Source organism: Ekhidna sp. (genome assembly GCF_965212185.1).
Classification (GTDB): Bacteria; Bacteroidota; Bacteroidia; order Cytophagales; family Cyclobacteriaceae; genus Ekhidna.
In genome coordinates this window covers 3,868,368-3,893,291 of sequence record NZ_OZ243102.1, presented here as the reverse complement: position 1 = coordinate 3,893,291, position 24,924 = coordinate 3,868,368, and the positions used below count along the sequence as shown (strand labels likewise).

Genomic DNA, 24,924 nt, shown 5'->3' with positions numbered 1-24,924 from the left:
ATCCTAAATTAGAAGAATCGAACAATATTAGATTCTATTTATGTGCTTAATCGCATTTGCTTATAAATCTCATCCCAAATACAAATTCATTCTTGTAGCGAATAGAGATGAGTTTTATGCCCGTCCAACAGCAGTAGCTCATTGGTGGATTGATCATCCGGAAATTCTGGGTGGAAGAGATCTTCAGGCAAAAGGAACATGGATGGCAATTAATAAAAAAGGTCGTTTTGCGGCTGTAACTAATTATCGGGACATCAAAAACATTAAACCAGATGCTCGGTCCAGAGGTGACCTTCCAGTCAATTTTTTACTCTCCAATGAAAAGCCATCCAAATATTCGAGACAGGTATTTGGTGAGGGGAGTCAATACAATGGATTCAACCTGATTACTCTTGACAAGGAATTAGCTCATGTAAGTAATTATGATAAAGAAGTTCGTTTGCTAGAACCAGGAATCTATGGTCTTAGTAATGCGCTTCTGGATACCCCTTGGTTTAAAGTAGAAAAAGCAAAGAGAGATTTCAATGTAATGATTAAACAACCATTTTCACTTGATGGACTTATAAACATGATGCAGAATACTGATCTGGCTGATGATAAAGACTTACCCGAAACAGGACTTGATTATGAACGTGAGAAAGCCATTTCAGCGATGTGTATCCGCACGCCAGATTATGGCACTTGCTGCTCAACAGCGTTAACCATTGATTACGATGGCAATGTCTCATTCATGGAAAAAAGCTATCCGGTAGGTAATCGAAAAGAAGGGACCGTATCGTTTGAATTTAATATTGAATAGGTATGACCAACGAGCATTTCAGAAAACTGGAACGAATGTACCTTTCAGCGAACGTCAATACAGATCTGTTCGATTCTACTACCGCACATATCACACAAGGGAAGGCTGAGATTGGGTTAGCCGTGGTTCCCAAATATTTTCATGCACTTGGGGCCATGCATGGTTCTGTTTATTTCAAGCTATTGGATGATGCAGCTTTTTTTGCGGTAAATTCTGTGGTAGAAGATGCTTTTGTATTGACAAAATCTTTTGAAATCCACTTCAAACGACCTGTCACTGACGGTCAAATTCTGGCCAAAGGAGAACTACTAACTGATGATAGTGGCTCCTATACTGCTAAATCAGAATTATTAAATGAGGGAGGAAAAGTAGTAGGTTATGGACAGGGAATTTTTGTAAAAAGTAAGGTGAAATTATCTCCTGAAATTGGATATAAATGAAAGGAATAAAAAAATATTTTGGCCCCAGTACACTCGTAACTGCAGCTTTTATTGGTCCGGGCACGCTAACTATATGCACGCTTAGTGGCGCCAATTTCGGATATACGCTACTATGGGTGCTGCTCTTCGCAACCATATCTACCATCATCTTACAGGAAATGACTGCTAGGCTGGGGTTGATCACCCAGAAGGGTCTTGGAGAAGCCATTCGGTCTCAAATTAGTAACACGGTAGCTAAATCATTCACAATTGCCCTGGTTTTCACTGCCATTATCATTGGAAATGCTGCATATGAGGCGGGAAATATTTCGGGAGCTGTTCTTGGTATATCGGGAATTTTTGGAGAAACTATTCCCTGGGCATTGATCATCGGCGCAATCTCATTTGGCATTTTGTTTATTGGAAAAGTGAAGATTATAGAACAAATCCTTATTGCGCTTGTGATCTTAATGAGCCTGGTTTTCTTAATCACAGCCGTGATGGTTCAGCCGGATTTTTCAGCCATACTCAAAGGCGTTTTCGTCCCTTCCTTAACGGATAAGAATCAATTAGCCATTCTCGGGCTCATAGGAACCACCATTGTTCCATACAATCTTTTTTTACATGCTTCGTCCGTCAGCCAAAAATGGAAGTCTGCGGATGATCTCAAAGATTTGCAAATAGAAAATGGTATTGCAATTGGGTTGGGCGGACTCATATCGATGGCTATTGTGATTACCAGTGCCGCTACCATTTTTGGAAAAGGAGTAAGTGGTATCAATGAGATGGCTATGCAGCTTGAACCGCTTCTAGGGAGCTGGGCAAAGTATTTTTTAGCGCTCGGGCTTTTTGCAGCAGGTATATCTTCAGCCATTACTGCCCCGCTGGCTGCTGCTTATACCGCCAGGGGTATTTTCGGTTGGGAAACCAGTTTTAAGAGTGGTAAGTTCCGGATGGTTTGGATGTTTATTCTTGCTGTTGGAACACTTTTCTCACTACTGGGATACAAGCCAATTGAAGTCATTCAGGTAGCTCAGATTGCCAATGGCATCCTTTTACCGGTCATCGTATTTTTTCTGATCTATCTCTGCAACAAAAAGGCATTACTCAATTCATATATCAATAAAAATTGGCAAAATGGTCTTGCACTTTTAGTGATAGCCGTCAGTTTAGTTGTTAGCTTCCGAAGCTTGAACAGTGTGTTTGGGCTTTTGGAATGAAGGTCTCTGTGATAGCCTATATTATATTAATCTCATCAATTGCTTTTTTAATTACTTCAGCTGATTGTAGAAGTCTTTCTTTTTCGTCAGTGTCCATGGATATTTCGAGCACTTTTTCAACCCCCTTATCACTAACCAGACAAGGCAGAGAAAAAGCTAAACCACTCAAACCAAATTGTCCTGAGATAGAGGTGGAAACATTAATTATCCTGCGATCACCTCTCAAAATCCACTTCAATAAGGTTGCTGTTACCAGCCCGATAGCATGATTAGTGGCGCCTTTACGTTTTATGATTTCCTGTGCGGCTTTTCTCACCTCATCTGCAATCTCATCTTCATAAGAGGTTTGCCATCCTTCCCAGTTTCTAAGGGGCTCACCACCGATACTTGCACTGGACCATAAAACAACCTCAGAGTCTCCATGTTCGCCAACTACTTGTGCATGAATACTGCGAGGGTCAAGGTTTAATTTACTTCCCGTTATAGATCGTAATCTAGCAGTATCTAACATGGTGCCGGTCCCAATTACCTGTGATGAAGGTAAGCCCGTAAATTGATGATAACAATAAGTAAGTACGTCTACAGGGTTAGAAACTATGATCAGTATTCCCTCATACCCAATCAATTGATTGGATATGTCTTTAGCAATTCCAATATTGTCTTTTAAAAGATCTAATCTTGTTTCGCCGGGATTTCCCCCTCTACCTGCCGTAATCACAATTGCATGGCATGAACGCATTTCTGTAATTGCGGCTGATCGAATTTTAGCAGTTGGGTAAAATGAAGAACCATGATTAAAATCCATGGCTTCACCCTCGGCCAATCCTTCTCGTGTATCATTAAGAAGAAGTTCTTTACATATGCCATTGTGAAGTATAGAGCTTGCGACACTAGATCCAACCCAACCCATTCCAATAATTCCTATTTGATTCGCTTTCATCGGCTAATGTTTTTCAGATTTAGTAAGATTAAAGTTGCCTAAATAATCAGGTACTTTCCAATATTCATTAAATTCAATTATGCATTTCATAGACCTAAACGCTGACCTGGGTGAACATCCTGGAACCAACCTAGATGATGCGATAATGCCTTTTCTTTCATCATGCAATATTGCGTGTGGAGGTCACATTGGAGACGAAACTTCTGTCAGGCGAACCATTCGCCTGGCAAAAAAATACAATGTGGCCATTGGTGCTCATCCATCCTATCCTGACAAGGAAAATTTTGGGAGACAAATCATTCAAATTGAACCAAAGGAGCTTGCTAAGAGTATATCAGAACAAATTTCATTGGTAAAAAGAATCTGTGATCAGGAGGAGGCTAACCTTCATCATGTAAAACCTCATGGAGCCTTATATAATCATGCTGCAAAAGAACCCTTTATCTCCAACTTGATATTGAAAGTTCTCGATGAGGTTGTTCCTAATGTCTTCTGGATGGGTCTGGCCAAGTCTATTTCGGAAGATGTTGCTCGAGAAAACAATCGTGCGTTTATTTCTGAAGGGTTCGCAGACAGAAAGTATGAATGGGATGGGACACTACGGTCGAGGAGCCTCGATAATGCCGTTTTAAAATCAGCAGAGGTCCTCAAGCAAGTTGAAGAACTGGCGATAAATCACAGAGTAAAAGCAGAAGATTGGATTCCAATGAAAGTTCAATCCATTTGCTTGCATAGCGATACAGAAGGTGCTGTAACTTTAGCTAAAGAAATTAACGCGCATCTTGTCAATAAAGGAGTCCAAATCGCTGCAGTTTAATAGTATTTCGTGGAGGGTTTCCCTTTTAGGGGAACAAGTGGTTTTACTTGAATGCACAAGTGAGATAGAAATATCTAAGATTCATAATTCGGTAAAGACCATTCAGGAGCTTTTTGGTAGTGAGTTAAAAGATGTGGTGCCATCATACAACTCAATTGCTGTTTTCAGTGAGCTTTCACTTGATGATATTATTGATGAGCTATCAGGAAAAGTGGCGTCTGCAAAAGAAGAAAAAGAAAAATCAGAAATTATAGAGCTTCCAATTTGCTATGAATTGGGGATGGATTTGGATCGGATATCTGAAAAAACAGGACTTTCCGTTGAGGCAGTAATGGATAAACATTTGAAGGGCATCTATCGGTCTATACTCATTGGTTTTACTCCCGGATTTATTTATGCTGATGGTTTGGATCCGTCTCTTGCTTGTCCCAGACTTGAGAATCCAAGAAAACATCTCCCGTCTGGATCTATTGGTATAGGAGGCGTTCAAACTGGTATCTATTCACTTTCAAGCCCGGGTGGGTGGAATATTCTTGGCCGAACACCAGCATCAATTTTTGATGCTGATAGGGAGCCTCCTATGCTTATAGACGTAGGAATGAACTATAAATTTTACCGAATCTCTAAATCAGAATTTGAGTCATGGGAAAATTAAAAGTGATCAGCACTGGACCCTTGACCACCATTCAGGATTTTGGAAGGTTTGGATTTAGGAGGTATGGTATTCCTCAATCTGGTGCGATGGACAAGGAAATGATGATTGCCGCTAACAGTTTAGTTGGAAATCCTGAAAGTTTCCCTGTGATTGAACTGGCTATAGCAGGCTTAAAACTGGAGGTCTTGGAACCAACCACCATTGCAGTGATCGGATCTGAGCTTCAGGTGAATGGAGTTGTAATCAACTCAATCGTAGATGTAACTAAAGGAGATCAAATCTCAATATCCTCACCAGAGTTTGTTTATGCTTATTTGGGTATTAAAGGGAGATTAACTGCAAAGAAAGATTTTGGGAGTGCCTCTACTTATGAACGCGCAGGATTTGGAGGGATAAATGGGAGAAGCATTCGCAAAGAAGATATTCTGGTGACTGATAGTCATTCCTCCGATAAGGTGAATGTACAAATACCTAAAAGAAGCTTTAATGAAGTGGTTAATGTTCGAATTATGAAAGGACCTGAATGGTCTCTCTTAAAAGAATTACCCGAATCAAAGATTTTCGAAGTTGACGTATCAAGCGACAGAATGGGCATCAGACTCAAAGGATCAAAACTTGATTGTGACTATAAAGAGATTACCTCGTCTGCAGTTATTCCTGGCACTATCCAACTTCCATCGGATGGCCATCCAATCATTTTAATGAATGATTGTCAAACAACTGGCGGATATCCTAGAATAGGAAAGGTGCTGGAATATGATATGGGAAAACTATCTCAAGTCAGAGCAGGCAGAGAAATTAAACTTCGGGTGGTTGATTATCATTAATTTCGAAGCATGAAAAAACTCACCCTCTTATTTTTTCTTATTTCTAATCAACTTTTTAGTCAAACACCATGCGAAGATGGCAAGGCTGGAAGCTATAAATGTTTAGGGCTTGACCTGCAGTCACGACTAACAGTTCTCGACCTAGGGGCTGAAGAATTAAATGGTATTTGGGTAAATGACATTTGGGGATGGGTAGACCCAGAGACTAATAAGGAATATGCGCTGGTCGGAATGACGAATGGGACTTCTTTTGTTGATGTAACTGATCCAGTTAATCCTGTAGTTCTTGGAATTCTAAAAGAGCATAATTCATTAGGTACGCAACTACTTCATGGAGGAGCTAAGTCTGTTTGGAGAGATATTAAGGTATATTCCAATCATGCCTACATCGTGAGTGAAGATCCTAATCACGGCATGCAAGTTTTTGATTTAACAGAACTCAGAAATGTCACCAATCCCCCTGTTGAGTTTGCTGAGTCCGGCTATTATCCAACAATTGGTAAGGCTCACAACATAGTTATTAATGAGGAAACCGGTTATGCATATGCTGTTGGATTTAATGCGAATGACGGAAGGTCTTGCTCAGTTGGAGGGCTGCACATTATCGATCTATCAGATCCTAAAAATCCAGTATTTGCAGGTTGCTATGATAGAGAAGGATACACTCATGATGCTCAATGTGTGGTTTATAATGGCCCAGATGAAGAGCATGTTGGAAAGGAAATTTGCTTCAATTCGAATGAAGCGGATATTGTAATAGTGGATGTTTCTAGCAAGACAAATGTCAAATTGCTTTCAAAATTTAGTTATGAAGGTTCTGAATATGTCCATCAGGGCTGGCTTACAGAAGATCATCGTTACTTCTTATCCAATGACGAGTTAGATGAGGTGAATTTGGGTCAAAAAACAAGAACTTTTATTTGGGATGTGAAGGACCTGAATAACCCAATCTTCCTTGGGTTTTATGAACATGAAAATGGATCCATAGATCATAACCTATACACAAGAGGCAAATACATTTATGAAGCGAATTATACAAGTGGTCTGAGAATATTGGATACTGCAGGAATTAGTTCTGGTGTACTAAGTGAAGCTGCGTATTTCGATACGTATGTTTCAGGAGATGGAGCGTTTTTTGATGGAGCGTGGAGTAATTATCCATACTTTCCTTCAGGGAATATCATTGTTAGTGATATATCTAATGGACTTTTTGTTCTAAAAATGCAATCACTCTTTGTATCACAACAACCTATAGATGTTACTGCCTGTGTCGGTGAGCATTTGGATATTCCCATTAAGGCAGTCGGTGAGAATCTTGAATATCAATGGCAAATCGATGATGGATCCGGATTTAAAAACATTGATGATTTTGAACGATACAAAAACACTCAAACTTCTTCAATGCATGCCCATACATTGAATTTAGAGCAGAGCGAAAATAAATATCGATGCGTAATTTCAAATGGCGAGACCGAGATTACTTCTGATGCCATGACGTTAACAGTCATTGATAGCCCAAGGGCCGAATTTACTTTTGATATCACAAGCATTACTGGAGATATATCATTCTCCAATACCTCTGTAAACGCGATAGATTATAAATGGGAGTTTGGAGATGGATCGGTTTCTGATGTTGAAGCTCCAACTCACAAGTTTCAGGAAGATGGAATATATGATGTTATGCTTATCGCCACCAACGAATGTACAAGCGATACTACGATTCAAAGCCTGGAGTTAATTGTGGCTGGAGCTAATATCTTGGATCAAAACATAAGCATTTATCCTACGATTGTTAATGAAAGTTTTTCAGTAGCTGCATCAGATGAGGATTCATTTACACTTACCATATACTCTTTATATGGTAATAAAGTATTACAGCAAGAAGGTAAAGGAAGCCATTCAATGGTTGATGTTAATTACTTGAATGCAGGCATGTACATTGTTAATATTCAAGTAGGAAATAAATTCTTTACCAAGAAAATAATAATTGAAAAGTAGCTATCTGGAAAACAGATCATTTACTTCAGCGGCTAATAGCTCAGCAGCCTTTTCATTCTTCCGAAACCACATTTCAGGTTCCACCAGTTCCAGTTCTGATACTGCTGGATTACCGTCATTATCGTTCACAATATCTACGCGAGCATAGAGGGGTTTGTACTCGCATGCTTTAACTGCTGCTATTGCCAACTCGATTTCCTTTTTAGTAGGCTTGTAGTCTTTTACTGAACCACCAAAGTCATCTTGAACCCTGAAATCACCCGGTTTAGCCACCTTTAAAACGGCATGAGTATATTCATCACCTATAAGCATCAAGGATAGTTCCCCTCGGTTAATGACATCATCCTGGAACGGTTGTAAAAGCATTGATTCATCTTTGATCAAATAGGCATACCGATCTTCATAATCAGAAAGCGTTTCAACGCTTAGCTTAAACGTATCTTTTGCAGAGGCGGAAATTGCAGGTTTCAATACAGTTTTTTGCCAGCCCAATTCTTCATGGAGTTCTTTCAATGAACGAGAATCACCAGGTTCTATAAAATAAGTTTCGACAACATTTACACCATTTGACTTAAGGTCTGATAAGTAGTGTTTGTCCAGATTCCAGATGATTGTTTCATAATTGTTGATGAGTTTGGTTTTCATAGAGACTTCCATCAACCAATCACTAAACGCAGAAAATTTTTCTGCGTAATCCCATGTGGTCCGAAAGATTGCTGCTTTCGTTTGTGTCCAATCAAATGAGCTATCTGACCATGCGACTTTCTTGCTTTTAAAGCCTCTTTTTTCCAAAGCCTCCATCACCAAACGGTCTTCAGTGATTACATTATTAATGTACTCGCTGGAGATCTCCGGATTTACATACCGCTCATCTGTAAGAATAACTACATCATACATGGGCTAACTGCGACTTTAAAATGGCCAATCCTTCCTTAAAAGTAACCGGTTCATAGCCTAATTCCATCCGAGCTTTATCTAAAATAAATCCTGTTCTTGCTGGTCTCTTAGCTGGCTGTGTGAATATTGATCCATCCACCTTCTCAATGAGCGACTTGTCAAGTTCAAAAAAATCGGCTGTTGCTATAGCCATGTCATAGGGTGTAAGCAGTTCTTTTCCTGAGATATGAAAGACCCCCTCTGCTTTCTTATCCGCAATAAGGATACATCCTTTCGCAAGATCTTCTGCTAACGTGGGAGTACGCCATTGATCATCAACAACTTTGATCTCCTTTTTTTCCTCCAGGCTTTTCTTCACCCACAAAATAATATTGGAGCGACTCATATCGTGAACAATACCATATACCAGCATGGTACGAACGATGGCATGCTTCAATCCACTCGACGCTAGCAATTTTTCTGATGCGAGTTTGCTTTCGGCATATTTACTCTGTGGATTAGGTGAATCGTCCTCAACATAAGGTCCATTCTTTCCATCAAATATGAAATCAGTAGAAAGATGAATTATAAAACTTTCTGTCTTTCTGCATGATTTGATCAGATGATCAACAGCATCAACATTGAGTTTCCAACAATCATCAGGATTTAACTCACAATGATCAACATGAGTCATGGCTGCAGTATTAATTACTACATCCGGTTTATGATTCGTAATAATGGCATCAACCTCATCTGAAGATGTGATATCCATTTGTTCATAAATGTATGAACCGGAAAGATTTCTATTCTCACCCCGAGCTGTTGCAATTACTTGTACATCAGAGCGATCCTCATATTGCTGCACAAGTTTTTGACCTAACAAGCCATTTGCACCGGTAATTAAGACCTTCATTTACTCAGCAGGATATTCATAACCGAATTTTTCGGTAATCTCTTTCTTTTTCATTTCGATCACCTCCATTGTCATCAGAACGGGCTGTTCAGGCCTGTCATTTCTCCCGGTTCTTACTGCAGCGATTTTGTCGATTACCTCAAGCCCTTCAATCACTCTACCGAACACCGTGTACTCGCCATCCAGATGAGGTGAACCTCCTTTGCCATGATATGCTTCAGGGTATTCCGAGATATCCATCGCAAGATCAACGTCAAATTTTTCTTCTACTAAGTCTATGTTTGCTAGAGACAGCTCATTCATTGCTTGTCCGTCTCTTTTTCTTGCCAGCTCCTGAAATTGCTTAAGCAAATCACTGTAAGCGGTATCCTGAAGCAATTCACTCATTTTAGTATTCAGCAATCGAATATCAATAGACATCATATCCCAAGACATGCCATCTACAATATAAAATTGAGAGGCAGACGATTTCCTCTCAGGATTTACATTATCTCCCATACGGGCAGCAGCTAAAGCCCCTTTCGTATGATAGAGCCCATCAACTATTTCTGCAGGAATAAGTGCTGCTTCCCCTTCATTGGCACCCTCTTTCTCAGCAACATTGCCTCCCTGAATCATGAAGTTTTGAATGACTCTGTGGAAAATGGTGCTATCATATTTCCCAGATTTTGCTAGCTCCAGAAAGTTTTTCTTATGTAGTGGCGTTTCATCATAAAGAACCACTGTCATATCTCCGTATTCCGTTTTGATCTTGACTAGGTAGTCTTTGTTTTTATCGCCACATCCTGCGATTACAGCAATAAATAATATGCTGATTACTATGTTTTTCATGTTTGATCCTATTTTCTAAGCTGCAAAAGTATCAAAGGAGAACCATACTTCATGAAATGAGAGGAATCACTCTCAGCATGGACTTATCCAAGCGTTGATCTGATGTCGTCTAATACTTTTTTACCACCACTCTGAAGTATTTCTTCAGCTAGCGAAGTTCCAAGTTCTACGGGGTTGCTACCATACATTGTTCGTTGTATGAGTTCTTTTCCATTTAGGCTTGCGATCCCTCCTTTAAGTATTATTTGTCCATCAACTTCCATTTGAGCGTGACCAAAGACAGGGATACTGCAACCACCATCCATACGTCTAAGAAAGGCTCTTTCAGTTAAAAGCATTTTCTCTGTCAGTGGATGGTTAGTCGCTGTTTTTATCTTTGAAGCAGTATCAGGATCAAGCTTCTCATGAACTTCGATTGCTACAGATCCCTGTCCTACCGGAGGGATAAACCGGTCCGTGTCAAACCAATATTTTACTAGATTATCATAGTTCATACGCTTGACTCCAGCATATGCAAGCACTAAACCGTCCATGATTCCACTTTTCATTTTCTCCAGTCGTGTCTGAAGATTACCTCTGACATCAATAGTAGTGATATGTGGATAGTAGTGTTTCAGCATGGCAATTCTTCGCGTACTAGAAGTGCCAAGGATTAACTTTGGATTGTTAAGATCTATTTCTTTATCAGAAACAATCACATCATCTGGCGATTCACGCTCACAAAATGAGAGCACACTGAAACCGAGTGGTAATTGAGATTGAAGGTCTTTTGCACTGTGCACGGCTATATCAACCTTTCCTCTTCTCAGCATCGATTCTAATTCTTCGGTAAATACGCCTTTGCTTCCAATTTTGGATAAAGCAACATTTTGGATTTTGTCACCCTTCGTTTCAATTGGGATTAATTGAGGTTGAAAGCCTCCAGCGTCAAGAAGGTCAGCTACATAGTTAGCCTGCCACATTGCCAACTTACTTTTTCTTGTGCCAATCTTGATAATCTTTCGCTCCATTCAGTTCTGATTTTTTTGGTCGTATGATAGGTTCTTTTGTGATACGTCTACGATAAACTTGTTGGTCAAGATCTTTCTTCCAATTAGCAGTGGATTTTTCATTTCACTTCTATCTGTCAGTGAAATGGAAGCCTTAAAGTTCTTCCCAAAAATCCTCATTCGAGTTTTGATGACATAACGCTTCTGGGCTTTTCCGTTAGAGCTCTTAACGATCTTTTGAGCCCAGTCTTTAGTGGCGTACTCGTGGAATCCGGTATCCGTATGCAGGGTGAAATAAAGGACTCCTTCTTCTTCATGTACCTTCTTACAGTGAAGAGATGAGCGATACGCACCAGTATCAATCTTGGCATGAATATCTTTTACTCCTAAGTCTGGGAGATCAATCACATCCAGCCGACCGATTACATACTTTTCCTTTTTAGCCATTCAATACCTGTATGATATCCAGGGATAAATTTAAATGAGTTATACGAGGGTTCGAATTTCTCTCTAAGTGTATCATAGCTTCATTGACTAATGCATAGACTTTTTCTAGCCTTTCAAGACCCAATTTATCTGAGTACTTGCCAATAAATGCACTCTCTGCTTCACTCTGAACCGGCGGCTTTTGACCAGAGGCATGAATAACAGCATTTCTCACGAGTGAAATGGCAAAATTCAATGTTGTTTTCTGATTGGCCTTACCTGACTTAGAGAAATCTTCACTTCTGCGAACAAGTCCCGTTAGATTCTTATTCCAACATTCCAGCATCCACTTTTGAAAATCTTCATATTCATGTGATTCTCCTATTTCAGCTATTTGTGTGGCCAGTCCAATTTTACCCTCTGATAATTTAGCCGTTTGCTCACCATTTGCTGGCTCTAATCCCTTTTCCTCCAGGTACTTTTTAACCTCTTCCATTGAATTTGGAGGGACATTCACCAATTGAGTTCTTGATGTAATAGTGGCAAGTAGGTTGTCATAATTGTATGAAACCAATAGGTAGAGGGTCTTTTCAGGAGGCTCCTCAAGTATCTTGAGAATTGCATTTGCTGAGCTAGGATTCATCAATTCCGGAACCCAGATAAGCAAAATTTTATAACCGCCTTCAACAGACCGCATACTGACGTTTTTAAGCATCTGTCTGCTGTCCTCTCTGCTAATAAGCAGATTCTTATTTTCTTGTCCGTACTTTCTTGTCCAAGTCTCTAAATCCCCGAAAGGGGTTTCGACAACAAATTCCCGAAATCGAGGGAGAGCTTCAGAAAGGACTTTTTCATATTTACTTTCACTGGCAGAGATTTTTGGAAAATGAAGATGAATGTCCGGGTGAATAAGTTTTTTTATGCGCACACAGTTTGGACATGTACCACAGCTATCTTCGTCTTGCTTGTTCTCGCACATGATGTAGCTGACATATCCTAATGCCATAGGTAATACTGCAGTGCCTTGCCTGCCTGCAAAAAGCTGGGCATGGGCAACTTTTCCTCTTTTGTGAGCAGAGATCAGTTGTTTTTTTAATTCATCAAGCCCTGGTATATCTGAAAATTGCATGTGTTACTTCTTCTCCCAAACCCGATTTTCGGCGGTGATCTCAAAGATATGCGAAAGCAACGCTTTGTCTTCTTCAGTAAACGTTTTGTTTCTTCTTTGCATCACTAGTTCTGCAGTTTCAAAAGCCTTCCTGGTTTGATAAGTAGTAAATCCTGAAGATCCTCCCCATGCAAATGAAGGAATAATGGTACGAGGGAATCCATCACCAAAGATGTTGGCCGAAACACCCACTGTCGTACCTGTGTTAAACATTGTATTAATCCCACACTTTGAATGATCACCCATGATGAGTCCACAAAACTGTAATCCGGTATCTTTAAATCTGCCAGCAGCAAAATCCCACATTTTTACGTTGGCATAATTGTTTTTGAGATTGGAATTATTGGTATCTGCCCCAAGATTACACCATTCTCCAATCACTGAATTTCCAAGAAAGCCTTCATGACCTTTATTAGAGTAACCAAAAATTACCGAGTTGGAGACTTCACCACCAACCTTACAATGCGGCCCAATGGTAGTGTCACCTTTGATTTTCGCGCCCATATTAACTGTGGAAGAATCACAAAGGGCAAAAGGTCCCCGAATGAGAGCGCCCTCCTGGACTTCAGCATCCTTACCGATATAAATGGGTCCTGACTCGGCATTAATAACTGCAGCTTTTATTTTAGCTCCTTCCTCAATAAAAATTTGATCACCGTAAGTTTTTGTATGAGGATCGTCAATTGATTGAGAGTTACGTCCATTTGTTATGAGGTTAAAATCACTCTTGATTTCTTCTCCATTACATCGAAAGATATCCCATGGGTGCATCACTTGATTTATGCCTTCAAGAAGGATTTTTTTTCTTTGACCCAACTCAAAAGATTCATTTGGGTCGTAATATCCAGCAATGACTTGTTCGTTTAATACGAGCGCCTCATCCTCCTTCAAATTTTGTATTGCATCGATGAGTGGCTTAGTTGGAAGAACATTACCGAGTATGGTTAAGCTTCTTTGAGAGGGAACACTGAAGAGTGCGTTGAGGTATTCTTGCGAACGAAATGACACTTTTTCTGTAGAGAGAACTCGACTCCACTTTTCATGCAATTTCAAAATTCCCACACGAACTTCTGCTACAGGGCGTGTGTAAGATATAGGGAGCATTTGCTTCCAGCTCTCTTCTGTATCAATGAAGGTTATTTGCATGAATCAAACTTAGTCCGTTTTGAGAAAAGGGCATAAAAAAAGTCTTCAGGCAGACCCGAAGACTTTTTAAATGTCTTAAATACAGAATTACTTCTTCTTGTATTTTCTGTTGAATTTCTCCACTCGACCAGCAGTATCCAAAAAGATTTTCTTTCCAGTATAAAATGGGTGCGAAGCAGAGCTTACCTCTACTTTAATTACAGGATATTCTTTTCCGTCTTCCCATTTGATGGTCTCCTTTGAAGTCATTGTTGATTTCGTTAGAAATTTGAAATCACTTGTTGTGTCTTGGAAAATAACTTCGTTGTACTCAGGATGTATGTCTTTTCTCATCTTTTATGTGCTCTTTTCAAAAAGGATGGCAAAGATAGGTATTATTTTATCTTCTTCAAACCCATTCATTCAACTAAAATGGAATATGTTTGAATTTATGAGACCAATACTCTGTATTCTTAGTCTACTCACAGCCAGTATTTTAAGTGCGCAATCTACTGATTTTACTATAGGGCACCCTGTGTATCGCATGATAGAGCTGAAAGAAATCCGCTCAGAACAAGGATATAGTAGTACAGTTAAGCCACTTTCTCGTAAATCGGTCTATGATTTTATCGGAAATGAAGGAGGCTTGTATTTGAGTAAAGAATTAAGAGAATACACCGCTGATTCCAGCCGATCAACTGTTCCAATCCTTGGGAGATTTTTCAGATATCCGGCAGATCTTTTTTATTATGAAGATCAAACACTTGACCTTCATGTAAATCCGGTTTTACAACTCTCTTATGGCAAAACAAGTGATGCGTTAGGGTCAACCTTTGTGAATAGCAGAGGAGCAGAGATCAGGGGACGAATTGATAAGAAAGTGGCTTTTTACACCATGCTTACTGAAAATCAAGCCCGATATGCTGAATATATAAACGATGTAAGAGATAGTACACTTGTTGTTCCTTATGAAGGTTTTTGGAAGCAATACTCCACAACGGGAGTTGACTTTTTTCGAGCTCAGGGATACATCGATTTTGGATTATCAAAAAGTATTTCTGCACAATTGGGGTTTGGAAAGCACTTTGTAGGCAATGGCATTCGATCATTAATTCTTTCAAATTATTCCAATAACTATCCATACCTAAGAATCAATACCGAAACCAAAATTTTTGATTATACGAACATATTCGCAGAGCAAATCGCGGGAGTTCGTGGCGGATCATTTGGATTAGAAGGAACGGGAAGCTTTCAGAAGAAATACATGGCGTTCCATCATCTGAACATGAAAATTAAGCCGAACCTTCATATTGGGCTTTTTGAGTCTGTGATGTACGGAGATTCTACGCAGGGATTGAAATTAGAGTATTTAAATCCAATTATTTTCTATCGCGCAGTTGAGCAACAAAATGGAAGCGAAGACAATGCGTTAGTCGGATTGGATTTTAAATGGAACATTCAAAACCGTGTTTCATTATATGGTCAACTGGTCATCGATGAAATGATCATTGGAGAAGTGTTTGCCGGTGATGGCTGGTGGGGAAATAAACAAGGATTTCAATTGGGTGTAAAATACATTGATCCTTTGGGATGGGAGAATGCCATGATTCAGGGGGAGGTTAATAGGGTACGTCCTTACATGTATGCTCATGAGGACGGTTTTACCAGTTACAGTCACTACAACCTGGCACTTGCTCACCCTTTAGGAGCTAATTTCACTGAATACCTGGGTCGAGTAAATTATCGTTTGAATGATCAATGGAATTTTGAAGGGGTATTGATGGTAGCCGGATATGGGAATGACATTGGAGATGTAAATTACGGCAGAGATATCCTAAAAGATTATACCGTGAGACGTCCGGATGGTAGTGGAGGCAGTTTGGAATTCGGGAATTCACATATGCAGGGTAATAAAACTGAATTAATGATCGCCTTTCTACGAACCTCATATATGTGGAGACACAACCTATTTTTAGATGCAGACATTACTTTTCGTAAAGAATCAGATGATCTGGGCGTGATAGATAACTCTACTTCTATTATTGGATTGAGTGTACGATGGAACGTGCCGACCAGAAGATATTTATTCTAATAAGGTAATCTTGAATTATGCTGGTTATATCATTAAATCGTCGGCTTTGCTCATATCCTTCTTTTAAAACTTCAAAAGTTTAATAACTTTCAGCCCTACTCAACTATTTATGAAAAGGTTTAAACTCATTTTCCACGGCATATACATATTAATATTCCTGGTAATCCTGTATTTCTCCGTGGATATCTTAATGAACACTGAGCAGTATCTCTCCAAGATCAAGCTCTCTTCATACATCAAATTCCCCAAGTATGTAATGAGCTTGTTTTTGTTCGTGTCCATTCTCATGGCTGTGGAATACATCATGCAACAGATGAGAATCCATAAATTGAAAAATGATATTGGAGAGTTGGAAGATGAGGTGGTCGGGTTGAAAGCTAAACTTTATGATAAATCTCAAGAAGTTCCTGCAATCGAAGACAATTCATTTGATGATGTTGATAAAGGAGATGAGGATGCAGATGAAGAGGATGATGACTAATTAATATCATCATTGATGAAACAGTTAGGTTCTGCTGTAATTCCTATATTTAGGCGCTTAATTGAGAACCAATTTTTTCCATGCTAGCTAAAACTTACGGAAGTGCTGTTTACGGTGTTGATGCGTACAAAATCACAGTTGAGGTAAATGTAGGACAAGGCACCAAGTTTTTTATGGTTGGATTGCCAGATTCAGCTGTAAAGGAGAGTGAACAACGTGTCGAGTCTGCCATCAAGAATTTTGGATTTAGAATGCCACGTCAAAAGGTGGTTGTAAACCTTGCCCCAGCCGACATTCGAAAAGAGGGCTCTGCTTATGATCTACCAATTGCACTTGGAATACTGAAAGCCTCTGAGCAAATCATAGCTGATGAGCTTGAAAATTATGTAATCATGGGTGAGCTGGCCCTGGACGGAGATCTACGTCCAATTAAAGGTGCACTACCTATTGCAATTGAGGCAAGGAAAAATGGATTTACTGGATTTATTCTTCCAAAAGAAAATGCATCTGAAGCAGCTATTGTGGATGGTCTCAATGTGATAGGTGTTTCAAACATTAAAGAGGCCATAGATCACCTCGAGGGAGATGAAGTTATTCAGCCCCTGGCGTACGATACCAGAGATGTATTTTACAGTGAGCTTGATGACTATGCTTCAGATTTTGCTGATGTACAGGGACAAGAAAACATCAAACGGGCTATGGAAATTGCCGCAGCTGGAGGTCACAATGTAATTATGATTGGTCCTCCTGGGGCTGGTAAAACCATGCTGGCAAAAAGGCTGCCATCCATCCTTCCTCCTTTAACTCTCTTCGAAGCACTCGAAACAACCAAGATTCATTCTGTGGCTGGAAAACTTGGTACTGATGCCAAGCTAATTTCACATCGTCCTTTCAGACAACCACATCATACCATTTCTGATGTGGCGCTAGTAGGAGGTGGCGGTATTCCTCAACCGGGAGAAATATCATTGGCGAATAATGGGGTGCTTTTTCTGGATGAGTTGCCAGAGTTTAAGCGTACTGTTCTTGAAGTGATGCGTCAGCCATTAGAAGAACGAAAAGTGACTATTTCGAGGGCAAAGGTATCCTTAGATTACCCATCCAACTTCATGCTTATTGCCAGCATGAACCCATGTCCTTGTGGCTATTACAATCATCCCGAGAAAGAATGCGTGTGCGCGCCGGGTGTCGTTCAGCGATACTTAAATAAAATCAGTGGCCCACTACTTGATCGAATTGACTTGCATGTTGAAGTGACTCCTGTCTCCTTTGATCAAATGACAGAAAATCGAAAGACAGAATCCAGTTCAGAAATTAGGGATCGCGTAATCCGAGCGCGAGAAATTCAAGAACAAAGGTTTAAAGAACAACCAGGTGTTTTCAACAATGCCATGATGAGTTCAAACATGGTCAAAGAAGTTTGTCAGATCAATGAAGCCGGGAAAACATTGTTAAAAACGGCAATGGAAAGACTGGGTCTTTCAGCCAGAGCATATGATCGTATTTTACGTGTATCAAGAACCATTGCCGATCTTGCAGGCTCTGATTCCATAGCCATTGAGCATTTGGCGGAAGCAATCCAGTATAGAAGCCTGGACCGTGAGGGTTGGGCAGGTTAAAATTGAAATATGATTGATCAAGTAATCAAATCAATTCATTCATTTGCCGAACTAACGGAAAAGGAAATTGAGGTTTTTGTTTCAAAGCTTCAGCTTAACGAATACAAAAAAGGGGAATCTCTCCTGAGTATTGGTGAGATCAATAGGGTCTGGGGTTTTATTGTGAAAGGAAGTTTCCGAGAATACTACATCGATGACGAACTGAATGAAGTAACGACTAACCTATTTCCAGTCAATCATTGGGTTTTAAATCATCAAAGTTTCACGGGACAAAAACCATCTAAAGTCAAAATTGAAGCCTTTGAAAATAGTTCGGTCTATGAAATCAACATCCATGATCTGCATAACTTGATCGGCAATTCACCGGCATATTTTGCGCTCGGCAAAATCATCGAGTCTGTGAACATCAATGCCAGTTTTAAGGGAACACCAGAAGAAAAATATCAATTACTTATTCGGTCCAAACCGGAAATAATCAAAACCTTCACCCTTAAATACATTGCGTCATACCTCGAGATGACCCCCGAAACTTTGAGTAGAGTAAGAAATAAAATCCGCTAGTTCATTTCTTGATTTCAATCAAGTGCACCTCCGGGACAATGCACTTAAGTTTGATAAAAAAAGCGATGGAATCTAAAAATTATCGAGGAGCAGGAGTGGCATTAGTAATTGCCTCCTTACTCATGATTGTCACAATGGTGTTACACCCAGTAGGTGGAAATTTTAACCATTTGCTCAAGATTGTAACTATTGGTAGGGTTACGCATGCAATGGCCATTCTCTCACTTCCATTTGTATCATTTGGATTTTGGGGGTTAACCGAAAAACTGGGCGCTTCTTCCATTGCCAAAATTTCTTTTCTTTTTATGCTGTTCGGGCTGATCGCAGTGATGCTAGCAGCAGCTGTAAATGGCCTAATTCTTATGGATTTTGTAAAATCATATGAGAATGCCTCAAAAGAAGTGATCGATTCACTGAAACCTATTTTTATATTAATCAGAAGCTTTAATCATGCTTTTGATTTTATCTTCATTGGAGCTGTTTGTGTTTCAACAGGTCTGTGGTCATATCAGATCATCCGAACCAAATTATTGCCATCGTTTATCGGATGGCTTGGGCTTTTCATCACACTGGTAGCAATAACCTCTTTGGTGGTTGGAATTGTTTTTGTTGATCTTCATGGATTCAGAATTTTCATATTCGGTTGGGTAGCCTGGGTGATAAGTATAGGAGTTTTCTTAATTAGAAAATAAATGCTTTCATTTCAGCTCAATCCTGATTTCTGTATCACTAGCTATCATGAAGCTTGCCCCATCAAAATCAGGAGGTCCGAAAGTGGTGGATGGGTTGGTTGAGAAGCCGTAGGGTTCGTTGGGAATTCTGAGAAAGTTTGTGTCAAGATCTTTATTTCCATTAAGATCCTGGATCACAATAGCTGCATACTTTCCGGCTGGCAGGTTTTCAAATGTATGAGATAGCTGATTACTTAAAACCTCTTTCCATATGCATGCTTTTGCCTTTGAGGAATTCATAAAACCTTTTCCTTCTTCATATACACATATCTCGACCTGGCCTTTGACTTTTGCAATGTTGGTCAAATTGATTGTCAATTTATGCTGACTGAAAACACATATTGAGCTAATAATCAGCAGGATAGTTATTGGGATTCTCATTATTCAGCTCTTAGTTGTTGTGAGGGATTGATATTACTTGCTTGATATACTTTGCCTCCGACTGTAAATAATACAATCACAAGAACAATGATCACCGTTTTAATAAAATGGCCCATTGACGGATCGATATGATAAGCGTATATGATATCAAATACGATCCCAAGTACCATTGTACTTCCTGCCAATCCGACTGTTGCTGCTATTCCGATCATCCAATACAAATCCTTTCCTAATAAGTGAATAATTACGCGGCTGGAAGCCCCTAATACTTTTCGAACACCAAATTCTTTGCTGCGTTTTTGAATTTTAAGAGAGATGAGCGTGTAGAGACCCAGAATGGAAATGAGGATAGAGATGAGTGCGATGAACAAATTGATCTGAATCATTATATAATTTGTTTCCCTAACACTTTCAAGAACATCGCTCTGAAGAAAACCTCGATAAAGCTCTTGAGGGAAGGCCTCATACCATAGTTTTTCAATCTCATCATGGGCTAGATTTGGATCACCATTAACACGAATGGTTGTGTAGTAGTATGTTTCACTTGGTGAATATTTAATAACCACTGGGGTTATTTTATTATCCATCATTATGTTTCTTAGATTAAAATCGTCGACTACTCCAATGACAGAATATCGTTCGCCATTTACTGTAATGGTTTTATTCAACAAGTCCTCACCAAATTGCCTTTCGAGCATGGAATTGATGATTACTTTATCCTCATTTTCTCCTAATTCTTTAAAAAATGAACCTTTATTTAATCGTAGACCAACAGTTTCCGGGTAATTATTACCGGTTTGAATAACTGCTACCTGATAGTCGTCACCCTCATAATTCATGAGTTTTTGTTCATTAGAAAACCCCACCAAATTAGCGGTACCGGAAACAGTGCTGACATAGGGACTTTGGCTCAAAGCATCCGCCAGCACTTGATGCTGACTGGTGCGGTACAGAGGGATATTAATTACTTTGTCTACATCGTACCCTCGGTCGAGTGATTCCTGATAATATGAATTATCAACATTGAGTAAAACCCCGAAAATGTTATAAAAACAAAGAGCAAACTGGAAGGTCAGCAAAATGGTCGTTAATCTATTTTTTCCTGATAAAACCACTTTATTTCTGAAAATCACAAGAGGTGAAAATTTTGAAACATGAAGGGAAGGATAAGCAGCAGAAAGAAGTGTGACGATAAGTACAATGACAATAGAAAATTGCAGAAGCGTACTAAATGGCACATTCTCAAGTTGAATCAATTCTCGCTCGAAAAGGGCATTATAACCAGGTATGAGAAGGTAGGAAATTCCAAAAGAAAGAATAACTGCCATGGTAATCATGAAAGTATTTTCAATCATGAATTGAGATATGGTGCTCTTACGATTACCACCCATTATTTTTCTCACAGCAATTTCTTTTAGCCGTTTACCAGAAAGAGCAATGCTGGTATTTATGAAATTGAAACATGCCAGAAGAAGTACCGAAATAGCAGCACCCGCTATACCCGCTACTGATGATGGGTGCAGGTGATGAACAAAATCTCCTCTATATAGAAAAGGCTCAATCTCTGGCCAGTATAGAATATTGTCTAAAGCATAGCTAGCAACGACAGTGGATGGGTTATTTTCATTTCTGATGGATAGCAAAGTATTTAAGTGATCCTTAATTCGATCTAACTCAGATCCTCTTGCGAATACAAATGTGGCATTCACTTCTTGAGACCAGTCACCTTCATCCAAATGATAAATATTAAAGTATTCCTCTATAGGGAGAAAGGCAGATTGCGAAAAGCTCGTATTGGAAGGCGGGACTTCAAATACATCCGAAATGATGAGTGATTTTTCTTTTTGGTTTGGAAATACAATTTTCACAATGCGACCCACCGGGTAAACCTCATTGAAAAGTTTCAATGCCAATCGCTCCGAAATTATTATTTGATTACCATCTGGGGATTTTACAGGTTTATCATCAAGGTTGTTTAGAGGAAAATACCTAAGAAATTCAGGGTCTGTAAATGCGATTCTTGAGCTGAATAATCGCTTTCCTTCCTTAATTGATAAACTATTTACTATGTAGCGAAAGGCCGGAATTTCATGAGCTTTTAATGCAGGTGCGAGTGCAATGGAAGAATTACCAAGTGTTGTTTCACCCATTCTTTCTCCATGGATTTTGTAAAGATTAGGTGCGCCCTCAAAATAGGTATTGAATGTCGAATTATATCGATAATTAAAATAGCCAATGGTGCAAATCGATAATGCCAAGGCCAATCCGAACACATTAGCAAAAACATAGAACGGGTGCAATTTAATGGCACGTAATGAGGTTTTGAGGTAGTTTCTTGGGAGGCTCAATGACTTTGCAAGTTTTACGTTGAAATTTTTGATTACAGAAGGACGAATCATTCGCAGCACCTCTTTTTTGTATCTGGATCGAGCTTTTGAATAACCTAGTTCTTCTGCATTCTCATAAAAAGCTTCTTCAAGATCTCCTTGTAACTCTTCGAATAGCTCAGGTTCGCAAAACCACTCGAATAGCTTCCTAAATCCTTTAGGTGGTTGCTGATCGTTCATTCCAAGCTAAATTTTGGTACCATGCTCCACATTTCTTCTCGTAGCTCTTTTGCCTGTCTCAAAGATTCTTTACCACTTGGAGTTAGGGAGTAGTATCTTTTTCTGCGCCCCCCACGCTCAGCGGTAGCACCCCCTACATGTGATTCTAGAAATCCTTTTTCTTCTAGCCTGGATAAGGCAGCATGTAATGCACCACGACTCATGTGTCTTTTCAGTCGCTGACTGATTTCTTTCTGGATTTTTAGACCATATGCCTGTTCATCCAAAATAAGAATTGAGAGCAAGACAATTTCCTGAAATTCTCCGAGATTAGTTCCTTTCATTTGTTTCAGTTTTGAAGACCAAACGTAAGAAAAATTTATTTGTTTCACAAATGAAGACTAAATCGAATTTTATTTTCATGAAATTGATAAACTATCAAGTTGGAAAACAAAATGTAAAAAATATTATACATATAGTAAAACATTTTTAACTTTATGTCCGTAATACTGTACATCTAGTAAAGTTAACCAGACATAAAAACGTAAAAATGGATTACTACGAAAGAAAGAGTATAGTGAGTATGCTGAGTACCATATTGGTATTGGGCATTTATTATTGGTCAGTATTCGAGCGATTTGATGCTCAAATAATGAATACTGATGAGCAGCTTCAATTTTGGTCCAAAGCTATTCTCATCGCTATCCCGATTTCCATTGTCACTAAAATTGTCGTATTGATTGCCTTTGCGATAATCAATTATATCATTACGAAAGAAAAAACTGCAGGCTTTGAGGATGAGCGGGACAAACTCATTGAGCTAAAATCAACAAGAAATTCCTATTTCATATTTGGTATGGGTTTCGTTACAGCGTTGCTGGTGCTCGCTTTTGGCTATCCACCCAAGTTTATGTTTATCGCACTAATTCTAGCGGGCATAGGATCAGAAATTTTTGATAACCTGTCCCGATTCTACTATCACAGAAAAGGGGTTTGATATGAGCACTCACAGCATTCAAAACAATATACGGAAGCTTCGATTCGAGAATGATGAGATGACCCAGCAGCAGCTTGCTGAGGAGGTGAAGGTAACCAGACAGACCATAGTGGCTATTGAAAAAGGGAAGTACTCTCCTTCATTGGAATTGGCATTCAAAATTGCGCACACGTTTGGAAAGCCTTTGGAAGAAGTGTTCTCATTTGATCCAAGTAAAAAGTAATATCACCATGAAATTAATTATCCTAAAAACAGACATTAAAACAAAAAGGCAACTGAATCAGCTAAAGCCAGCGCTAAGTCAAAATGATTGCATTGCCAGGTGGTCTATCGATATGGATGACGTAGATCGGGTGCTAAAAGTGGAAACAAAGAAAGATGCTCCTAAATCGGAAATGCTCCACTTTGTTCGTTCTCAGGGTGTTTATTGTGAAGAGTTACCTGACTAGCTATGATTACCAAATCCTACTTTAGAAAAGTTCTTTTGCAGTATCGAATGATACTGGATCGGGTAATGTATTCTCAGAGAAATGAACAACTCTGTGAATCTGTGGCCAATTTCCTTGAAAGAAAGGCCATTTCCAAGCTTCATATATTTCTGCCCATTCAAAAAAATAATGAACCGGATATTACTTCGCTCCTGCCAGCATTTTGGTCTGGCAACATTCAGGTCGTGGTTTCAAAAACCGATTTCATGTTTAAACAGATGAGACATTATTTAATGGAAGAGCAAACGGCATTGATTGAAAACCGAAAAGGGATTCCCGAGCCCGTTGATGCAGAAGAAATATCCATTGAAGATCTCGATTTAATTTTTGTCCCACTACTACTATCTGATCGAAATGGATTTAGGGTTGGTTATGGTGGAGGTTACTATGATCGCTTGCTGAAAGAAACAAAAGCACTCAAGGTAGGGTTATCTTTGTCTCCTCCGGTAGATGAAATATTGCAAACCGAGGACTGGGATGTTCCCTTAGATTATTTAATTACACCATTCAAAACCTACAATTATGGCTAAAATCACATTAGGAGGCACTGAGACCAATACTATTGGGAATCTACCAACTGTCGGAAGTGCTGCTCCGGACTTTACACTCGTAAGCAAAGACATGCAGGAGAAGACATTGGCAAGTTATCACGGACAAAAAGTAATTCTAAATATTTACCCTAGCATTGACACAGGAGTCTGTGCCATGTCTACCAAAAAATTTAATCAGGAGGCTTCAAAATTAGGAAATACAAGAATCGTTTGTGTTTCTAAAGATTTACCATTTGCACTTAAGAGATATTGTGATGCGGAGGGGATTGACAACCTCGATAACCTTACCAACTTCCGAGATGGAGGAAATTTTGGACAAAACTATGGAGTGGAAATTATCGAAGGAGCTTTTAAAGGCCTTAATGCCCGGGCTGTTGTTGTAGTTGATGAAGAAGGTTTGGTAAAGTATACAGAGTTAGTCCCGGAGGTAGGTCAGGAGCCCGATTATGAGAAAGCATTGGCTGCCCTATGAGA

29 protein-coding genes are annotated in these 24,924 nt (G+C 39.4%); 17 read left to right on the top strand and 12 right to left on the bottom strand.

All coding sequences use genetic code 11. The features are described from left to right. Window positions 1–40 precede the first annotated feature (40 nt). Genes ACOMC3_RS17060 through ACOMC3_RS17050 form a run of 3 tightly spaced genes read left to right on the top strand, consistent with a single transcriptional unit; the run spans window position 41 to window position 2,438 of the window. Entirely contained in the window at window positions 41–799 is a 759-nt protein-coding gene (locus ACOMC3_RS17060; protein ID WP_420317096.1) for an NRDE family protein, read from the top strand. 2 nt (window positions 800–801) lie between these two features. Then, on the top strand, window positions 802–1,239 hold the full coding sequence (locus tag ACOMC3_RS17055) for a PaaI family thioesterase (RefSeq protein WP_420317095.1): 438 nt from the start codon (window positions 802–804) through the stop codon (window positions 1,237–1,239). Beyond that, the gene (locus tag ACOMC3_RS17050; protein ID WP_420317094.1) at window positions 1,236–2,438 is read left to right on the top strand and encodes an Nramp family divalent metal transporter; all 1,203 of its coding nucleotides are present in this window, start codon (window positions 1,236–1,238) and stop codon (window positions 2,436–2,438) included. Before ACOMC3_RS17055 ends, ACOMC3_RS17050 begins: the two co-directional genes overlap by 4 nt. Window positions 2,439–2,454: 16 nt before the next feature. On the opposite strand, the gene ACOMC3_RS17045 is transcribed toward ACOMC3_RS17050, so the two are convergent. After that, window positions 2,455–3,378 carry an L-lactate dehydrogenase gene (locus tag ACOMC3_RS17045; RefSeq protein WP_420317093.1) on the bottom strand — a complete coding sequence of 308 codons (924 nt, stop codon included), beginning with the start codon at window positions 3,376–3,378 and terminating at the stop codon, window positions 2,455–2,457. Between the two features lie 79 nt (window positions 3,379–3,457). Here ACOMC3_RS17045 and pxpA point away from each other — a divergent pair, with 79 nt between their 5' ends. Genes pxpA through ACOMC3_RS17025 form a run of 4 tightly spaced genes read left to right on the top strand, consistent with a single transcriptional unit; the run spans window position 3,458 to window position 7,675 of the window. After that, complete coding sequence (gene pxpA / locus ACOMC3_RS17040; protein ID WP_420317092.1) at window positions 3,458–4,195, top strand: 5-oxoprolinase subunit PxpA; 738 nt, start codon at window positions 3,458–3,460, stop codon at window positions 4,193–4,195. Then, window positions 4,161–4,850, top strand: a complete 690-nt coding sequence (pxpB, locus tag ACOMC3_RS17035) for a 5-oxoprolinase subunit PxpB (protein ID WP_420317091.1) — start codon at window positions 4,161–4,163, stop codon at window positions 4,848–4,850. Before pxpA ends, pxpB begins: the two co-directional genes overlap by 35 nt. Beyond that, window positions 4,838–5,677 (top strand): biotin-dependent carboxyltransferase family protein, encoded by an 840-nt coding sequence (locus ACOMC3_RS17030; RefSeq protein ID WP_420317090.1) that lies wholly within the window; start codon window positions 4,838–4,840, stop codon window positions 5,675–5,677. Before pxpB ends, ACOMC3_RS17030 begins: the two co-directional genes overlap by 13 nt. Window positions 5,678–5,686: 9 nt before the next feature. Then, window positions 5,687–7,675 carry a choice-of-anchor B family protein gene (locus ACOMC3_RS17025; protein ID WP_420317089.1) on the top strand — a complete coding sequence of 663 codons (1,989 nt, stop codon included), beginning with the start codon at window positions 5,687–5,689 and terminating at the stop codon, window positions 7,673–7,675. Here ACOMC3_RS17025 and ACOMC3_RS17020 read toward each other — a convergent pair whose 3' ends face one another. The 8 genes from ACOMC3_RS17020 to ACOMC3_RS16985 form a co-directional block, all read right to left on the bottom strand. Beyond that, complete coding sequence (locus ACOMC3_RS17020) at window positions 7,676–8,572, bottom strand: ATP-grasp domain-containing protein (protein ID WP_420317088.1); 897 nt, start codon at window positions 8,570–8,572, stop codon at window positions 7,676–7,678. After that, window positions 8,565–9,464, bottom strand: a complete 900-nt coding sequence (locus ACOMC3_RS17015; RefSeq protein WP_420317087.1) for an SDR family oxidoreductase — start codon at window positions 9,462–9,464, stop codon at window positions 8,565–8,567. Before ACOMC3_RS17015 ends, ACOMC3_RS17020 begins: the two co-directional genes overlap by 8 nt. Continuing rightward, a complete protein-coding gene (locus tag ACOMC3_RS17010; RefSeq protein ID WP_420317086.1) occupies window positions 9,465–10,295 on the bottom strand; it encodes a peptidylprolyl isomerase in 831 nt (276 codons plus the stop codon). Window positions 10,296–10,378: 83 nt separating this feature from the next. Next, window positions 10,379–11,305 (bottom strand): hydroxymethylbilane synthase, encoded by a 927-nt coding sequence (gene hemC / locus ACOMC3_RS17005; RefSeq protein WP_420317085.1) that lies wholly within the window; start codon window positions 11,303–11,305, stop codon window positions 10,379–10,381. Then, complete coding sequence (locus ACOMC3_RS17000; RefSeq protein WP_420317084.1) at window positions 11,306–11,731, bottom strand: ATP-dependent zinc protease; 426 nt, start codon at window positions 11,729–11,731, stop codon at window positions 11,306–11,308. Further along, the gene (locus ACOMC3_RS16995; protein WP_420317083.1) at window positions 11,724–12,839 is read right to left on the bottom strand and encodes an ATP-binding protein; all 1,116 of its coding nucleotides are present in this window, start codon (window positions 12,837–12,839) and stop codon (window positions 11,724–11,726) included. The genes ACOMC3_RS17000 and ACOMC3_RS16995 overlap by 8 nt, the downstream gene beginning before the upstream one ends. Before the next feature lie 3 nt (window positions 12,840–12,842). Beyond that, window positions 12,843–14,024, bottom strand: coding sequence for a GlmU family protein (locus ACOMC3_RS16990; protein ID WP_420317082.1), 1,182 nt, complete (start codon window positions 14,022–14,024; stop codon window positions 12,843–12,845). Window positions 14,025–14,111: 87 nt separating this feature from the next. Next, window positions 14,112–14,357 (bottom strand): type B 50S ribosomal protein L31, encoded by a 246-nt coding sequence (locus tag ACOMC3_RS16985; protein ID WP_420317081.1) that lies wholly within the window; start codon window positions 14,355–14,357, stop codon window positions 14,112–14,114. A gap of 97 nt (window positions 14,358–14,454) precedes the next feature. Between ACOMC3_RS16985 and ACOMC3_RS16980 the strand changes: the two genes are divergently transcribed. The 5 genes from ACOMC3_RS16980 (at window position 14,455) to ACOMC3_RS16960 (ending at window position 19,448) form a co-directional block, all read left to right on the top strand. After that, the gene (locus tag ACOMC3_RS16980) at window positions 14,455–16,095 is read left to right on the top strand and encodes a hypothetical protein (protein WP_420317080.1); all 1,641 of its coding nucleotides are present in this window, start codon (window positions 14,455–14,457) and stop codon (window positions 16,093–16,095) included. A 109-nt stretch (window positions 16,096–16,204) separates the two neighbouring features. Next, window positions 16,205–16,576: a hypothetical protein gene (locus ACOMC3_RS16975; protein WP_420317079.1), complete on the top strand. Its 372-nt coding sequence runs from the start codon at window positions 16,205–16,207 to the stop codon at window positions 16,574–16,576. Window positions 16,577–16,656: 80 nt separating this feature from the next. Beyond that, window positions 16,657–18,195, top strand: coding sequence for a YifB family Mg chelatase-like AAA ATPase (locus ACOMC3_RS16970; RefSeq protein ID WP_420317078.1), 1,539 nt, complete (start codon window positions 16,657–16,659; stop codon window positions 18,193–18,195). 9 nt (window positions 18,196–18,204) lie between these two features. After that, on the top strand, window positions 18,205–18,756 hold the full coding sequence (locus tag ACOMC3_RS16965; protein ID WP_420317077.1) for a Crp/Fnr family transcriptional regulator: 552 nt from the start codon (window positions 18,205–18,207) through the stop codon (window positions 18,754–18,756). 65 nt (window positions 18,757–18,821) lie between these two features. Then, window positions 18,822–19,448 carry a hypothetical protein gene (locus ACOMC3_RS16960; RefSeq protein ID WP_420317076.1) on the top strand — a complete coding sequence of 209 codons (627 nt, stop codon included), beginning with the start codon at window positions 18,822–18,824 and terminating at the stop codon, window positions 19,446–19,448. Window positions 19,449–19,454: 6 nt separating this feature from the next. On the opposite strand, the gene ACOMC3_RS16955 is transcribed toward ACOMC3_RS16960, so the two are convergent. The 3 genes from ACOMC3_RS16955 to ACOMC3_RS16945 are packed head-to-tail and all read right to left on the bottom strand — an operon-like array spanning window position 19,455 to window position 22,758. Next, entirely contained in the window at window positions 19,455–19,868 is a 414-nt protein-coding gene (locus ACOMC3_RS16955; RefSeq protein ID WP_420317075.1) for a DUF2141 domain-containing protein, read from the bottom strand. Continuing rightward, on the bottom strand, window positions 19,868–22,435 hold the full coding sequence (locus tag ACOMC3_RS16950; RefSeq protein ID WP_420317074.1) for an FtsX-like permease family protein: 2,568 nt from the start codon (window positions 22,433–22,435) through the stop codon (window positions 19,868–19,870). Before ACOMC3_RS16950 ends, ACOMC3_RS16955 begins: the two co-directional genes overlap by 1 nt. After that, window positions 22,432–22,758 carry a PadR family transcriptional regulator gene (locus ACOMC3_RS16945; protein WP_420317073.1) on the bottom strand — a complete coding sequence of 109 codons (327 nt, stop codon included), beginning with the start codon at window positions 22,756–22,758 and terminating at the stop codon, window positions 22,432–22,434. Before ACOMC3_RS16945 ends, ACOMC3_RS16950 begins: the two co-directional genes overlap by 4 nt. 206 nt (window positions 22,759–22,964) lie before the next feature. Between ACOMC3_RS16945 and ACOMC3_RS16940 the strand changes: the two genes are divergently transcribed. From ACOMC3_RS16940 to tpx, 5 genes are read left to right on the top strand one after another with little or no spacing between them, the layout of a single operon-like run. Then, window positions 22,965–23,411, top strand: coding sequence for a hypothetical protein (locus ACOMC3_RS16940; RefSeq protein WP_420317072.1), 447 nt, complete (start codon window positions 22,965–22,967; stop codon window positions 23,409–23,411). 1 nt (window position 23,412) lies between these two features. After that, the gene (locus ACOMC3_RS16935) at window positions 23,413–23,634 is read left to right on the top strand and encodes a helix-turn-helix transcriptional regulator (RefSeq protein ID WP_420317071.1); all 222 of its coding nucleotides are present in this window, start codon (window positions 23,413–23,415) and stop codon (window positions 23,632–23,634) included. 7 nt (window positions 23,635–23,641) lie between these two features. Beyond that, entirely contained in the window at window positions 23,642–23,860 is a 219-nt protein-coding gene (locus ACOMC3_RS16930) for a hypothetical protein (RefSeq protein ID WP_420317070.1), read from the top strand. 2 nt (window positions 23,861–23,862) lie between these two features. After that, entirely contained in the window at window positions 23,863–24,429 is a 567-nt protein-coding gene (locus ACOMC3_RS16925; protein WP_420317069.1) for a 5-formyltetrahydrofolate cyclo-ligase, read from the top strand. Further along, entirely contained in the window at window positions 24,422–24,922 is a 501-nt protein-coding gene (gene tpx, locus ACOMC3_RS16920) for a thiol peroxidase (RefSeq protein WP_420317068.1), read from the top strand. Before ACOMC3_RS16925 ends, tpx begins: the two co-directional genes overlap by 8 nt. The last annotated feature ends 2 nt before the right edge of the window (window positions 24,923–24,924 follow it).

Coding starts and splice junctions, on each gene's coding strand:
- ACOMC3_RS17045 (WP_420317093.1), bottom strand. CDS start 3,378: ATGAAAGCGAATCAAATAGGAATTATTGGAATGGGTTGGGTTGGATCT.
- hemC (WP_420317085.1), bottom strand. CDS start 11,305: ATGGAGCGAAAGATTATCAAGATTGGCACAAGAAAAAGTAAGTTGGCA.
- ACOMC3_RS16970 (WP_420317078.1), top strand. CDS start 16,657: ATGCTAGCTAAAACTTACGGAAGTGCTGTTTACGGTGTTGATGCGTAC.
- ACOMC3_RS17015 (WP_420317087.1), bottom strand. CDS start 9,464: ATGAAGGTCTTAATTACCGGTGCAAATGGCTTGTTAGGTCAAAAACTT.
- ACOMC3_RS16995 (WP_420317083.1), bottom strand. CDS start 12,839: ATGCAATTTTCAGATATACCAGGGCTTGATGAATTAAAAAAACAACTG.
- ACOMC3_RS17025 (WP_420317089.1), top strand. CDS start 5,687: ATGAAAAAACTCACCCTCTTATTTTTTCTTATTTCTAATCAACTTTTT.
- ACOMC3_RS17055 (WP_420317095.1), top strand. CDS start 802: ATGACCAACGAGCATTTCAGAAAACTGGAACGAATGTACCTTTCAGCG.
- ACOMC3_RS16975 (WP_420317079.1), top strand. CDS start 16,205: ATGAAAAGGTTTAAACTCATTTTCCACGGCATATACATATTAATATTC.
- ACOMC3_RS17060 (WP_420317096.1), top strand. CDS start 41: ATGTGCTTAATCGCATTTGCTTATAAATCTCATCCCAAATACAAATTC.
- ACOMC3_RS17000 (WP_420317084.1), bottom strand. CDS start 11,731: ATGGCTAAAAAGGAAAAGTATGTAATCGGTCGGCTGGATGTGATTGAT.
- pxpA (WP_420317092.1), top strand. CDS start 3,458: ATGCATTTCATAGACCTAAACGCTGACCTGGGTGAACATCCTGGAACC.
- ACOMC3_RS16990 (WP_420317082.1), bottom strand. CDS start 14,024: ATGCAAATAACCTTCATTGATACAGAAGAGAGCTGGAAGCAAATGCTC.
- ACOMC3_RS16930 (WP_420317070.1), top strand. CDS start 23,642: ATGAAATTAATTATCCTAAAAACAGACATTAAAACAAAAAGGCAACTG.
- tpx (WP_420317068.1), top strand. CDS start 24,422: ATGGCTAAAATCACATTAGGAGGCACTGAGACCAATACTATTGGGAAT.
- ACOMC3_RS16965 (WP_420317077.1), top strand. CDS start 18,205: ATGATTGATCAAGTAATCAAATCAATTCATTCATTTGCCGAACTAACG.
- ACOMC3_RS17050 (WP_420317094.1), top strand. CDS start 1,236: ATGAAAGGAATAAAAAAATATTTTGGCCCCAGTACACTCGTAACTGCA.
- ACOMC3_RS16925 (WP_420317069.1), top strand. CDS start 23,863: ATGATTACCAAATCCTACTTTAGAAAAGTTCTTTTGCAGTATCGAATG.
- ACOMC3_RS16955 (WP_420317075.1), bottom strand. CDS start 19,868: ATGAGAATCCCAATAACTATCCTGCTGATTATTAGCTCAATATGTGTT.
- ACOMC3_RS16940 (WP_420317072.1), top strand. CDS start 22,965: ATGGATTACTACGAAAGAAAGAGTATAGTGAGTATGCTGAGTACCATA.
- ACOMC3_RS16935 (WP_420317071.1), top strand. CDS start 23,413: ATGAGCACTCACAGCATTCAAAACAATATACGGAAGCTTCGATTCGAG.
- ACOMC3_RS17020 (WP_420317088.1), bottom strand. CDS start 8,572: ATGTATGATGTAGTTATTCTTACAGATGAGCGGTATGTAAATCCGGAG.
- ACOMC3_RS16985 (WP_420317081.1), bottom strand. CDS start 14,357: ATGAGAAAAGACATACATCCTGAGTACAACGAAGTTATTTTCCAAGAC.
- ACOMC3_RS17030 (WP_420317090.1), top strand. CDS start 4,838: ATGGGAAAATTAAAAGTGATCAGCACTGGACCCTTGACCACCATTCAG.
- ACOMC3_RS17010 (WP_420317086.1), bottom strand. CDS start 10,295: ATGAAAAACATAGTAATCAGCATATTATTTATTGCTGTAATCGCAGGA.
- ACOMC3_RS16980 (WP_420317080.1), top strand. CDS start 14,455: ATGAGACCAATACTCTGTATTCTTAGTCTACTCACAGCCAGTATTTTA.
- ACOMC3_RS16945 (WP_420317073.1), bottom strand. CDS start 22,758: ATGAAAGGAACTAATCTCGGAGAATTTCAGGAAATTGTCTTGCTCTCA.
- ACOMC3_RS16950 (WP_420317074.1), bottom strand. CDS start 22,435: ATGAACGATCAGCAACCACCTAAAGGATTTAGGAAGCTATTCGAGTGG.
- ACOMC3_RS16960 (WP_420317076.1), top strand. CDS start 18,822: ATGGAATCTAAAAATTATCGAGGAGCAGGAGTGGCATTAGTAATTGCC.